This window comes from Streptomyces sp. NPDC033229 (assembly GCF_055576875.1).
Window position 1 is genome coordinate 1 of the sequence record NZ_JBVIQR010000089.1, and the last position, 11,667, is coordinate 11,667.

Consider the following 11,667-nt stretch of genomic DNA (forward strand, 5'->3'; position numbering starts at 1 on the left):
GCCGTCTCGCCGAAGCTCGCCGCGCACGTCCAGGCGGTCGCCTTCCACGCGGAGACCGGACAGCTGGACCTCCACCCGGACTCGCCCGCGTACGCGACGCAGCTGCGCCTGATCAGCTCCCGGATCGTCGCCGCGGCGAACGACGCGGTCGGCGCCCAGGCGGTCCGCACCGTCCGCGTCCTGCCCGTGGGCGCCACGGCCCCGGCGCCGCGCGAGGCGGTGGCAGCTCCGACGGCGGCGGCCGCGCCCGAGGCGCCGGTCAAGACGCGCCACATGGCCCCGCCCGGTTTCCACCGGGCGCTCAGCGCCCACCAGGCCGTCCCGCGCGTTCAGCACGTCAGCTCGGGCGTCATCGAGGCGATCGAGCGGCAGAACAGGGCCATGCGTGAACTCAGCCGACGCGCGTTCCCCGAGCCCGACGTCGCCCCGGACGATGCGCCGGCCTCGATGGACGATGCTCGCCTCCAGCGACGTCGTCAGGCAGCGGTGACCGAAGCCGCCGCCCTGCGCCAGGCCCGTGCCGAGCGTGCCGGGCGAACCGTCCCCGAGCTGTCACGCGCTCCGCAGGCAGCCGGTGAAGTGGCATGAGTCGACGTCGCGATGACGCGGACGCCGATACCGTGAGCCCTGGGCTCTCGGGGCTCCCGCGTGAGCGGCTGTGCGTGGCGTCAGCGTGCGAACTTTTCGATGGCCTCCGGGGTGACGGGGGTGAAGAAGTTGACGAGGTTGCCGTCGGGGTCGCGGAACAACAGCGACCGGTTGCCCCAGGGCATCGTGGTGGGCTCGTTGACGAAGTCGGTGACGAAGCCTGTCAGGTTCTGGTGAACGCGGTCCACGTCGTCGACGAGGAATTCGGTGATCACGCTGTGGTTGTCCGCGGGGCGGGCAGAGCCCGGGGCGAACAGCGGGACGGTGCGGGTGCTGGCGATCGCGAGGGTTGCGCCCGCGGTCTTGAGTTCGGCGAAGTCCTCGGTGGCCCGTATCGCCTGCATCCCTGTTGCTCGCTCGTAGAACTCGACGAGGCGTGCGACGTCGCTGGTGATGATGCGGATCGAGACGAAGTCCATGGGAATCTCCTTGACTGTGCTGGGGGCGTGCACGTCGCAGGCTAGGAGAAATAGTGGACAGAATCGGTCCTGTATTCGCGTTAGGCTGCGAACATGCCACGACCCACCGGCCGCGTGCTGACACTCCTGGAGCTGCTGCAATCGGGCGGCACCCGGACTGTGGCCGAACTCGCCGACCGCCTCGGCGTCGAAGGGCGCACTGTGCGGCGGTATGTGGACCAGCTGATCGACCTGGACGTGCCCGTGGAGTCGGTACGCGGCCGCTACGGCGGGTACCGGCTGGCTCCCGGGTACCGCTTGCCTCCGCTCATGTTCAGCGACGACGAGGCGCTGGCCGTGCTGCTCGGCCTGGTCGCCGGCCGCCGGGCAGGGCTGACATCGACGGAGCGCACCGCGAACGAGACGGCGTCAGCGAAGATCCGGCGGGTGCTGCCCAAACACATCGCCCGCCGGCTCGACACACTCCTGGAAGCTCTCGCCTTCACAGATCAGCCCGGCGAGTTGGACCACCCGGACGCCGGACTCCTGCTCACCATCGCCGATGCGGTGCGCCACCGCCGACCGGTCTCGATCCGCTACGCCGACCGCGGCGGACGGCGCAGCGAACGCACGCTGCACGCGTACGGGATCGTCGCCCATGCGGGCCGGTGGTGAGTGACGGGCCAGGACGCCCAGGTCGGCGAGGACCGAACCTTCCGGCTCGATCGCATCGCCGCCGCGAGGGCCCTGCCCGGCTCATTCGAAGCGCACGTGGGGCCCGGTCCGGCACAGCGCGTGTTGTCAGGATTCGCCACGGCCGAGTACCGGCATGAGGTGACCTTGCGGATCCACGGGACAGTTGAGCAGATCCGCGCGCACCTCCCCGCCAGCGTCGCGATCCTGGAGAAGCACGAGCCCGCGGCCGGCCAAGACCCGGCGGCCGAGCACTGGCTGCGCGTCGAGCTACGGGCGCAGCAGCTCGACTGGTTGCCTCGGACACTCGCCTCACTCGACCGGCCGTTCATCATCGAGCGCCCCGATGAACTACGCGACCTCGTCATCGCGCTCGCCGATCGCCTCACGTCCTACGCCCCCAAGCCTGACAGCGAGGAACCAATGTCATGAGACGGCACAACTAGAGCGGGCCCGCGTCATCGAGGCCGCCAACTTCGGTGCCACATAGCGCGCCTATCGTCACGAACAGCCAGATACTTGGCGAGAGTTGCAAGTCCAGCCGAGCCTGGGAGCTCTGTCAGGGCCCCGGGCTCGCCTCATGCGCGGCCGGGCCTGGTTCCGCCGGTGGGCGTGGCTGTTCCGATGCCGAAGGCCGGGGGCTCTGCGCTAGCCTCGACTTAGCACCCGAGAACTGGAGGAGCCATGGCGCACCTGACCTTCGACACCGACGAGTCGAAGATGTTGCGGGACTCCGCTCGTGAGCACGCCGCCGACGGGGACGGGTTGCTGGCCTACGTTCTCGAGCGGATTGGCACCGAGGGCATCGACCTGTCGGCGTGCACCCCGTACGAGGACATTCGTGCCCGGCACGGCCTGAGTGACGACGACGCCGCGCACACCGCCGGCGCCGCCTGATGTCTCCTAAGCACGGCCCCTGGCGCGCCCACGTCGTCCTGCATGACGTCGCCGAGCAGCAGATCGACGCGCTGACCGACGCGGAGCGGGCGGTGCTGGACCCGGTCATCGTCAAGATCTCCACCGACCACACCATCGGCACCCAAGCCGAGGGCAAGCTGGAGTGGGAGTACCGCACCGAGCAGGTTCGCGTGGTGTACATCCCCACGGTTCTCGGAACCGTGATCCTGGTCGCGTACGTAGAGGTCGACTGACCGTCTCCCGCGCCGGCCACCGCTGGTACGCCTCCGTGCTGTGCAAGGTCACCATGGCCATCCCCGAGCAGCCGTCGCAGCGGCCGCGCGAGCACGGGACCGTCGGGGTAGACCTCGGGGTGAAGACGGTCGCCGCCCTCTCCCAGCCCCTCGATCCCACCGACCCGGGCAGCTCGCGAGCCTCTTGAAGGGCGCGAACCCCAAAGCACCCGACGCGGCGTACACCGACGTGGTGACCAAGCAGATCGCGTACGCCCGCACCTACCAGCGCCTCGCGCTCCTCCTTTCTGACCTGGAGAGCGAACAGGTGACACCGGAGGGCTGAGGGCCGGTGTCACCGCAGGTCCCCGGCCCCTGAGCGGCGCTGGACCGGCACCGATGCCATACGCGGCGTCCGGGGCCCTGGCCGACGGCACCGCTTCGGGCTCCTGACACGCCACGCAGACGCCGGCCGCCGCGCCGGATGCTCCGGTGAAGACGCGGGAGACGGCGCTGGCCAAGCCGTGAGACAGCGCGACAACCACCAGGTCGCAGCGTCAGTGTGGGCCACGAGCGGCGAGACCCACCCGGATTCGGTCTTCCGCTCAGGACCCGCAACGTCGACCGAGCCGGGAACGTTGATTCCAGGGGGAGGGGCGATCTGCGTGCCTCCCGGGACCGCCCCAGAGAGGTGATCGTGCGCGATCAGTGGAACCCCGAGCTCCAGGCCCGTATCAACCAGATGGCCAAAGAGCTGCTGCAGATCGGCGGGGACTGCGCGTCCCCCAAGGACCTGCAGCACTACCTGAGCGAGCTGAGCGGCCTGGCCAGCGCGATCCGCTACAGCGTGGAGCACGCCGCGTGGCGGTCCCTACTGGCGGAGGGTGCGCCGCTCGACGGCAAGCCCTCGCCCCGCGAGGTGCAGGAGCAGCTCCGACGTCCGCCGCATGCCGGCCTCGGCCACCCCGGCCAGGCGGCGCAGTTCGCGGCCGTCTGCAACGTGATCGCGGGTGCGGAGCACCTGCAGGAGCTCGCCAGCTCGGCGTGGCTCGCCGGCCTCACGGAGGAAACCCGCCGGGAGGTCGACGGCGCGCGCGCTCAGCGGGCCCTGACGGACAAGGCCACCTACGGAGAGATCTTCGGTGGCATCGACAGAGCTCTCGGCTCCCTTCCGCCCGACGCCCAGCAGGCGGCCCGCGAGGCGCTCGGCCGGGAGCTCGCCAGCATCCGGCAGCGGACCGGCGCCAAGACGCCACAGCCATGAGCCCGCGGCACCGTCCGCTCCGGCTGGCACAGCGCGGTCCGTAGCAGACAGCGGAAGAACGGCTGATCAACGATCACGGCCTGTGCCGCGAACGGCGAGACTCCACATGCAGATCGGCGCACTGCTTCTTTACGACGTAAAGAAGCAGCCGTATCCAGCGGCCGCTGGTCGCCATCCGTGGAACGACCCGTACGGCGCGCCCGGGCCCGAGCGAGGCGCGATCCACGAAGTCACCCCGCCGGGTGCTTTGCTGCCGTCCGGCCGGTTTCAGCGGAAGCGCCAGTCGGTGAAGACCTGTTCGGCGTCGGCTTCGACGACGTCCCGCAGGTCTTCGTCGTCCGGGGCGTCCAGGCCGAGTGCGGTGAGGACGTGCCGGTAGTACTGGTAGGCGAAGTGTGGGTCGCCCGCGGCCAGCAGGGACGACAGGAGCGGCTCGTCGCCGGCCGTGGACCGGTCGACCTGGACGAGCACCTGGGCGCGCTCGTTGCTGGTGAGAGAGGGGAGCGCGGAGCCGAGCTGGTGCTCCAGCCGGTTCCAGCTGGTCGCGGTCCGTTCCCGCGCCGCCTTCTTCAAGGCTCCGCGGACAGCCGACGCGGCGGGAATGAGACGGTCCGGCAGCTTGGCGGGCTTCGTGATCGTATCCGGCTGTGGTTGCGCGGCCGGAGAGGTCTTCTCGGCCGTGCCCGGTTCTTCTACGGGGGCGGCGGTCCTTCCCACCCACTCGTTCACTTTGTGCTGCTCAGCCTCGGACAGATGGTCTCCGGCCTCCTTCGCCGCAACAACCAGCTCCTCGACGAGATGATTCTGCTGTTGGGCGGACAGCTTTTCACGGCGTAGACGGCCGGTGATGCTCTGGACCTGTCCCCGCGCCCTGTTGCGTGCTTTGCGCTCCTGGGCCTGCGTCACGGGCTGCGCGTGCTGTTCCTGAGCCTCTGCCGCGCGACGCCTCCTACGCTCTTCGGCCTCTGCCGCACGGCGTTCTCCCCATTCCCGGGCCCGTCGTTCTTCGCGCTCCCGGGTCTCTGCCGCACGGCGTTCGTCCGCTGCCCGCTGTTTCTGGGCGGCCTGCTGACGTGCTTCTTGAAGGAGTGTGTCGGCCGCCTGGAGGATGCCCGCTTCCTGCGGCGTGGTCACCGTGTCGCCCTGGATGAACCTTCTGATCTGCGGGGTTGGCTTTGTCCACGAGAACGGACAGCAGATGTTCACCACTTCGGGAGGCACCGCTGTCCGGCGCTGTTCGATTGCGGAGCAGGTCGGAGACTGGCTACCGGCGCCCTTGGTCAGTCCGCTAGAAGAGGCCGGTGCGCATGTGCTGCGTGAGGTTTTCGGTGATCTCGCGCAACCACGGACTGCGGACGGCTGGCAGCCGGACCAGGGTGTGCTGAAACGCGTCCGGATCGGCCCGGAACAAGTACCGGGGGCGCGGTGCGGGCGGGTCGTCGCGCAGGACGCCATCGGGCATGCCGCCCGACGCGGGGACTGGCAGGTGCGGCTTGGGGAAGGCCAGCCCCAGCCACACCCCGAACGGCAAAGGCACCGGGTACGCCGTAGTGGCCGGGACGGCCGGGGTCCACGTCTCCCCGGTCTGCGGATGGGTCGGCACGAGGACGATGTCAGCGTCCGCATTGAGGGTAGGCCATCCTGGTCCGGCCAGGACGGCGCGCCGTGTCGGCGGGCCCGCAGGCAGCAGGGCGTCGAGGGCGTGGAGCCGTCTAGCTCGGGTTTCGGTCAGGGTGTCTGGGGTGGGGCGGGGGAGTCGTCCAGGGAGTCGAGGAGCTCACCGAAGGTGATCTTCTCTTCGTCGTAGGCGAAGGTCATGGCGGCGGCAAGCGCGGCCCACCGGTCGCTGCTGCGTCCGCAGCGGTCCAGCAGGATCGGCAGGGCGATCTCGGGCTCGTGGCGGGAAAGGATCTCGTCGGCCGGGATCTGGAGCAGGTGGTCGAGGGTGCGGTGGCGGGAAGTGATGACGGCCCGGTAGACCTCGGAGCGGGAGAGGGGCTCGTCGGCTGCGGGAGAGTCGAGCCAGTACTGCAGGACGGCTGCCGGGTCGGAATGCTGGTCGAGGTCGTCGTCGTTCAGTAGCCGCAGCGCACTGTCCTCCTCGTCGTCGGCCGAGACGGCTGCTGCCGCGTTCAGGAACCAGTCGGGGCCGTCGGTCTTCTCGGCGATCCAGGCCAGCTCGGCGGGGTGCAGGCCGGTGAGAACGTCGCTGACGGCGGCGTGCGGGGTGTGCGAGTTGGCCGCGAGGGCTGCCAGGGCCCGGACCCGGTGGTGTTCGGAGTGCCGTTCCAGGAGAACTGCGGGGCGGTCCCGGTCGGCGTCGTCACCGAACAGACGCATCAGAGCCCGGCTCGGGGCGGGGGAGATGACGGCTGGCTGATCCAGCGTGGCTAACTGGGCGCCAGCCCCGGCCAGGTGGCCGGGGCTGGCGCCAAGGAGCGCCAAGTCCTCGGCAAGGCGCAGAACGTGGCCGTCGAAGGCGTAGTCGTTGTCCTGCTTCTTGGGCAGGCTCAGCAGGTGGCCTCGGTCTACGAGGGCGGCGGCGGCCGCGTGCAGCTGGTCGGCGGCGAGCCCGGTCAGGCGCGGGTTGCTGCGGATGCGGTCGGCGATGTGGTGCAGGGTCCTGCGGGCGGTCACCGTCGGGTTGGGCAGCTCGGACAGTTCGGGCAGGCACAGCGCCGGCAGGCAGGCGAGCAGCAGCTCTTCGCTGAGGGCGGGAGCAGGGCCTTCGTCGGTCGGAGGCTCTTCTTCGCCCTGGGAGGAGCTGGGGGTGGCGCGGAGGCGGGCGTCTTGGAGGGCACGGGTCTCTGCCTGGTCCAGCAGCAGATGCTGGACGGCAGGCCCGAGCGTGGGGTGTGCGACGAGCTCCGCCCACCGCTCGGGGCATCTGGCCAGCATCGCCCAGCCGGCATGACCGTCCAACTCCAGTGACCAGTCCTCGGAACAAGAGGACAACGCCTCCCACCCTTCTTCGCACTGCGGGTGGCGGAGGAACGCCGCGAGGGGAGTGAGGGAAGCTTCCAGGACGGCGTCGAACAGGGCCTGCGGAACGGGCGAAGCTGCTTCATCCTCGTTCCTGCGGGTGTAGCGGTCGGGGTCCCAGTCCCGGATGACCTGCTCCAGCTCGACGCCGGCGAGCCGGGGCAGCAGGGCGATGGCTGCCTCGACTTGGGCAGGGTGCCGGGCCAGGCCGGCGATCAGCCCGGCCCAGGGCTGGTAGGTACGCAGGATGGCGGGCAGGTCGGCGGTGGTCACCGTGCCCGCGGCAGCCAGGGAGGCCAGCATCGTCTGATCGGCGTGCAGCAGGAGCCAGCCCCTCAGCCGTTTGGCCGTCGTACGGGCCAGAAGCGAGGGCATCGCGGCCTTCAGCGCCTTCTCCCGCCGCTCCTCGTCCCGGCGGCCGCAGCCCTGCGGCGCCGGGGTGCACAGGGCTTCGATCACCGTCTTGAGGGCTTCCTTGGAAGGTCCTCACTCATCGCGAAATCCCGCCACAACGGGTACGTACGGGCATTGACCATCGTCGGAACCCCTCTCCCCTGCCTGACCCGGCGCCACCGCCGGTCGCCGTCTGTGGAACGACCGTAAGGGGCCCCGGGCCCGACCGGACGCGATCAGCGAAGTCCGCTCGGCAGAGGCAGCAATCGGCGAGTACGACGGGGTGGTTCTGCAGCAGCGGTGCGCCCCGGGCCACATCTGGGCCCGGGGCGCACCGTCAGAGTGGGGTGAAGCCGCCTCGGGTGAGGGGCGGCTTCGGTTTACCGGTCAGTGTCCGTGGTGGCCCCAGGACTCGGTGTCGATGACGCGGCCGTGGTCGTTGCGGAGGGTGGCGGTGTCGCGGTAGTTGTCCCAGACGTAGGCGCGGCGGTTCTGGTAGACGTCGCGAACGGTGTCGCGGCCGATGCCGGTGTGGACGCGGACCTTCTGGTGGCCGGCCAGGCGCAGGTACCCGAATCGGTAGGTGTGCCGGTCGGTGTCCGTCAAGGTCCAGTTCTTCAGGTTCACCGCGTGGCGGCTCGTGTTCACGACCTCGACCCACTCCGCGTTGAGGCTCCAGTTGCTGCGGTCGTCCTTGCCGGGGCTGTCGTACTGGACCTTCCCGATCACGACCGGCGAGGTCGCACGGAACGAGTCGGCATGGGCGGCGGCGGTCGCGGGGAGGACCGTGGTGGCGAGGACCGCGCCGCACGCGACGGCGGTAGCAGCAATACGGGCGATAACAGCTGAAGACATAACAAACCCTTGCTTCCAGGGCGCAGCCCAGTAGGGCGGCCCGTTGATGAGGACCCCGGCGAAGCGCCGAGAAACCTCACTGTGCGCCACCCGGTGCCCCAAAGTTGAAAGTCCCAGTACGTGTTACACGAGGCGAACATTCGCACCACCTGGCGGCGCCCCGCGCACACGCCCCAGCGCACACCACCCGCCCCGCGCTACACCTCGCGACTCCAGCACGCCGCAGGGCACATGTTCCTCGCCAGGCGCCTGAAGGGGCGGATTGTGGCCGGACTCGGCAACCGTCTCCGGCCGGCCGCCTGGGGCTGTTCCCGTGTTGCGCGCGCGGAGGGGAAGCGGGCAGCACGGCGGGGTGCCGGGGGAGTATGACGGGGTGCCTGAGCTGCTGTGGGATGACGTGAAGTGCTTCTTCGACCCCGACCTGATGGGGTCGCTGCCGGAGGTGCGTGTTCCCGACGCCTCGGTGGAGGACTGGCAGGCGGTCCTCGACCTCGTCACCGCGAGGGGCTGGAGGTGTCGGTACTCCGAGGGCGGTGCCGTGATGCCGGTACCCGCAGCAGAGGCGGTGCTGTCCCGCCCGGCTGGGGCCGAGTGCGCGGAGTTGCGGGTCTGGCCGGCGGCCGGGGTGCTGGCGATCTTCCGCTTCTACGCGCCGGAGGAGGTCGGCTTCGATGTCGGCCTGCGGGAGCTGCAAGGGCAGGAGCGGCTCGAAGTCTTCTGTGGCTTTCTGCGGGCGATCGGGCGGCGGCTGGGGAAGCCGGTGCTGATGGATCCGGAAGGCGATTACGGGTATCCGGTGCTGGGATTCGACGTGGCGACCGGCCAGGTCGGGCTGCTGGCCGAGCCGTGGCGAGCTGATTCCTGCCGCTGACCGCGGTCCGTCGAGGCGGCCGTCGCCCGGCGTTAGCGAAGAGGAGCCGGCCGCCGGTGGCGGCCAGGAGGGTGCTGTGCCCGCCGGTGGGGCCCTCTTGCAGGACGCCCCCCTTGGCTCCGGCCTCGCCGACGCGGCGTTCTGGCCCTCCGGGACGGTCGTCCTGACGAATCGTTACACCACCGGCCCACCCGAATGTGATGTGCGTCACTCAAATGTTCGGGGCCGGGGTGGCCTTAGGCGAGCGGGTGCATATATATGCAGGTGGGGCATGTGGTGTAGACCTGTCGGTCTGTGCTGATTCAACGATCACTCGCGAACCCGCGGGCCACCGGAATTTCTCCCAGGGGCGGTTGAGCGACAGGCGGCAGAAATCACTTAAGTGGGAGCCGGGGGACCAACCCGCTTCCCGTGCAGGCCACTTGAGCTGGCCTCGCCTTGAGTGAACGGATGACGAGAACGGATGAGCACCACGTTCGACACGGACCGCCTCACGCGGCCCGGGCACACGGCGGCGCCGCCGCCGGCAGTCCCCAGCGACACACCGGCCGGGCTGTGCGGCGGAGCACCCGTATGACGGGTGACGACGACTTCTACGACGCCCTGTCCGACGCGTTCGCCGGCCCCAGCCGACCGGTGGACGCCCTGGCGCAGCTCCCGCTGGACTTCCAGGCCTTCTACATCGGGCACATCAAGCTCTACCTCGATTACGCCGAAGCCCAGCTCGGCGACGCACGCAGTGCCATAGAGCTGGTGCACCAGGTGTTCTCCGAGATCCAGGACGCCTGGCAGGCGCTGCTGGGGGAGGGGAATTTCGAGAAGGCCGCCTGGGCGATCCTGCGGCAGGCGATCGGGTTGCAGCTCAAGGCCGAGGACCGCCGCCCGTCCTTCATCGCGGACGGGGCCGTCGCCCGGGCCCTGCGGGCCAGCCAGGACCAGTTCAAGATCATGGAAAGCAGCCGCGGCCTGTTCACCGCGATAGCGGACCTGCCCCCCAAACAGTTCGACGTCATCGTCCTGCGCCACGTCCTGGGCTACCCCACCAGCCGCATCGCCTGGTTCATGGGCCTGAGCGAAAGCGTCGTGGACTACCACGGCCGCAACGCCAAAGAACGCCTGCGCGTCCAGCTCGGCATCCCCGGCACACCCCCACGCTCGCCCTCTGGCAAGGAGAGGAACAAGAAGTGACCCCCGCCAGCATCGACGACCTCATGACCGACGTCGCCGTGCCGACGACCGCAGCCCACGCCTTCGACCCAGCCGCCGGACTGCGCCGCCTGGCAGCCGAAGCCGCCCGCCCCCGCCGCGCCCCCGAACTCGCCCAGGCCCGCCTCTCCCGCCAGCGCCTCGGCGTGGTCTGCCGCTGGGTCCTCCACGAGCCCAACGCAGCCGCCCACGTCGACCGGCTGGCACGCGGCCAGTCATCCCCCAGCCCCCAGCGCGCCGAGGACTTCCTCGACATCGAGGGCGCCCTGGTCTTCGCCTGCCTGCTGCACCTGACCGGCCACTGCGACAGCGCGCAGTTCTGGTGGCAGCTCGCCGCCGGCGCGGGCCTGCGCGCCGCGGACTACTGCCTGCACCTGCACCACGCCGGCCGCGGTGAGCTCCGCGAGGCCCAGCACTGGTTCAACCAGGCCAACCGTGAACCGTCGGAGGCCGGGGCACCGCCCGTCGACGGCCTGTTCAACCTGCTGTCGGTCTTCACCCAGTACGTCCGCCGGCACGGCAGCAACGCCAGCGGCGTCCCCACCAAATCCCTGGAGGCCGAGGTCGACCGCCTCGCCTCCAGCGGCGGCTGCGGCATCGTCAGCCGGCCCGACCGCCGCCTGGCGGCCGAGCTGTACGAGTTCACTGGCCGCCGCTGACCAAACCACCGGCTGACGAGCACCACCGCCCTGGTGCGAGCAATTGCCCTCCGGAGCGCGACGGAGGGAGACCCGCAGAAGCCGTCCAAAGCATGCCGCGAGTCCCCCTCACCTGCGCCGTCGGGCACGTCCAACAGAACGGAGACAGTGCGTATGGCGCCCACCGAACGTACCCCAGAACCTCCAGAGCCCCCCAGGTACCTGATGTGGTTCACCGCCGTGACCGGACTCCTGTCCGTGCTCGCGGTCGTGCTCCTCGCCCTGAGCGGCCATACCGCCGCCGCATCGGCCGTCGGCCTGGCCGGCGGCGCAGCGAGCGCTGCCGGCGGCATCCGAGTGACGGTCAACATCCGCCGGTAGACCTCTGCGGGCCCCGGGGGTTCCCACAACCCCGGGGCCCGCAGCCGTTGATGCCGACGACAGCAACTCTGAGTTCCGGCGCCGGCTCTCCGCTCCGTACCTGCCCGCACTTCTCAGCTTGTCTTTTAACCACTCGGACGGATGTGAAGTCGGGGGTGGCCCCGCCAGCTCCCCGCCAACCCGTCACCTCGGGGGTGCAGCGTCGTTC

The 11,667-nt window shown here is 70.1% G+C and carries 13 protein-coding genes and 2 pseudogenes; 10 read left to right on the top strand and 5 right to left on the bottom strand.

Translation table 11 applies throughout. The features are described from left to right. On the top strand, positions 1-588 hold a 588-nt coding region (locus ACZ53N_RS34765), incomplete at its 5' end, for a DciA family protein (protein ID WP_469144772.1). Positions 589-668: 80 nt separating this feature from the next. Here ACZ53N_RS34765 and ACZ53N_RS34770 read toward each other — a convergent pair. Next, on the bottom strand, positions 669-1,067 hold the full coding sequence (locus ACZ53N_RS34770; RefSeq protein WP_116158284.1) for a VOC family protein: 399 nt from the start codon (positions 1,065-1,067) through the stop codon (positions 669-671). Positions 1,068-1,160: 93 nt separating this feature from the next. Here ACZ53N_RS34770 and ACZ53N_RS34775 point away from each other — a divergent pair. From ACZ53N_RS34775 to ACZ53N_RS34795, 5 genes and pseudogenes are all read left to right on the top strand, one after another. Beyond that, positions 1,161-2,171 (top strand): annotated as a pseudogene (locus ACZ53N_RS34775) (helix-turn-helix transcriptional regulator). 252 nt (positions 2,172-2,423) lie between these two features. Next, positions 2,424-2,636 carry a hypothetical protein gene (locus ACZ53N_RS34780; protein ID WP_469144773.1) on the top strand — a complete coding sequence of 71 codons (213 nt, stop codon included), beginning with the start codon at positions 2,424-2,426 and terminating at the stop codon, positions 2,634-2,636. After that, complete coding sequence (locus tag ACZ53N_RS34785; RefSeq protein ID WP_469144774.1) at positions 2,636-2,890, top strand: hypothetical protein; 255 nt, start codon at positions 2,636-2,638, stop codon at positions 2,888-2,890. The genes ACZ53N_RS34780 and ACZ53N_RS34785 overlap by 1 nt, the downstream gene beginning before the upstream one ends. Positions 2,891-2,925: 35 nt before the next feature. Further along, on the top strand, positions 2,926-3,078 hold the full coding sequence (locus ACZ53N_RS34790; protein ID WP_469144775.1) for a hypothetical protein: 153 nt from the start codon (positions 2,926-2,928) through the stop codon (positions 3,076-3,078). Positions 3,079-3,566: 488 nt separating this feature from the next. Continuing rightward, positions 3,567-4,133: a hypothetical protein gene (locus ACZ53N_RS34795; RefSeq protein ID WP_469144776.1), complete on the top strand. Its 567-nt coding sequence runs from the start codon at positions 3,567-3,569 to the stop codon at positions 4,131-4,133. 267 nt (positions 4,134-4,400) lie between these two features. Here the strand turns inward: ACZ53N_RS34795 and ACZ53N_RS34800 are convergent, their stop codons facing one another. The 4 genes and pseudogenes from ACZ53N_RS34800 to ACZ53N_RS34815 all read right to left on the bottom strand — a co-directional run bounded on the left by ACZ53N_RS34800 (position 4,401) and on the right by ACZ53N_RS34815 (position 8,363). Beyond that, entirely contained in the window at positions 4,401-5,342 is a 942-nt protein-coding gene (locus ACZ53N_RS34800) for a hypothetical protein (RefSeq protein ID WP_469144777.1), read from the bottom strand. Between the two features lie 79 nt (positions 5,343-5,421). After that, positions 5,422-5,886: pseudogene (locus tag ACZ53N_RS34805) on the bottom strand (hypothetical protein); the annotation flags it as partial. Further along, positions 5,862-7,574 carry a hypothetical protein gene (locus tag ACZ53N_RS34810; protein WP_469144778.1) on the bottom strand — a complete coding sequence of 571 codons (1,713 nt, stop codon included), beginning with the start codon at positions 7,572-7,574 and terminating at the stop codon, positions 5,862-5,864. The pseudogene ACZ53N_RS34805 and the gene ACZ53N_RS34810, both read right to left, overlap by 25 nt. Before the next feature lie 321 nt (positions 7,575-7,895). Further along, a complete protein-coding gene (locus tag ACZ53N_RS34815; protein WP_469144779.1) occupies positions 7,896-8,363 on the bottom strand; it encodes a lamin tail domain-containing protein in 468 nt (155 codons plus the stop codon). A 373-nt stretch (positions 8,364-8,736) separates the two neighbouring features. On the opposite strand from ACZ53N_RS34815, the gene ACZ53N_RS34820 reads away from it, so the two are divergent. The 4 genes from ACZ53N_RS34820 to ACZ53N_RS34835 all read left to right on the top strand — a co-directional run bounded on the left by ACZ53N_RS34820 (position 8,737) and on the right by ACZ53N_RS34835 (position 11,459). Continuing rightward, complete coding sequence (locus ACZ53N_RS34820) at positions 8,737-9,234, top strand: hypothetical protein (RefSeq protein WP_469144780.1); 498 nt, start codon at positions 8,737-8,739, stop codon at positions 9,232-9,234. Between the two features lie 573 nt (positions 9,235-9,807). Continuing rightward, positions 9,808-10,422, top strand: coding sequence for a sigma-70 family RNA polymerase sigma factor (locus ACZ53N_RS34825; RefSeq protein ID WP_356459195.1), 615 nt, complete (start codon positions 9,808-9,810; stop codon positions 10,420-10,422). Beyond that, a complete protein-coding gene (locus ACZ53N_RS34830; RefSeq protein WP_370424281.1) occupies positions 10,419-11,099 on the top strand; it encodes a hypothetical protein in 681 nt (226 codons plus the stop codon). Before ACZ53N_RS34825 ends, ACZ53N_RS34830 begins: the two co-directional genes overlap by 4 nt. A gap of 204 nt (positions 11,100-11,303) precedes the next feature. Further along, positions 11,304-11,459 (top strand): hypothetical protein, encoded by a 156-nt coding sequence (locus ACZ53N_RS34835; protein ID WP_469144781.1) that lies wholly within the window; start codon positions 11,304-11,306, stop codon positions 11,457-11,459. Positions 11,460-11,667: the final 208 nt, after the last annotated feature.

Coding starts and splice junctions, on each gene's coding strand:
- ACZ53N_RS34770 (WP_116158284.1), bottom strand. CDS start 1,067: ATGGACTTCGTCTCGATCCGCATCATCACCAGCGACGTCGCACGCCTC.
- ACZ53N_RS34785 (WP_469144774.1), top strand. CDS start 2,636: ATGTCTCCTAAGCACGGCCCCTGGCGCGCCCACGTCGTCCTGCATGAC.
- ACZ53N_RS34835 (WP_469144781.1), top strand. CDS start 11,304: ATGTGGTTCACCGCCGTGACCGGACTCCTGTCCGTGCTCGCGGTCGTG.
- ACZ53N_RS34815 (WP_469144779.1), bottom strand. CDS start 8,363: ATGTCTTCAGCTGTTATCGCCCGTATTGCTGCTACCGCCGTCGCGTGC.
- ACZ53N_RS34780 (WP_469144773.1), top strand. CDS start 2,424: ATGGCGCACCTGACCTTCGACACCGACGAGTCGAAGATGTTGCGGGAC.
- ACZ53N_RS34825 (WP_356459195.1), top strand. CDS start 9,808: ATGACGGGTGACGACGACTTCTACGACGCCCTGTCCGACGCGTTCGCC.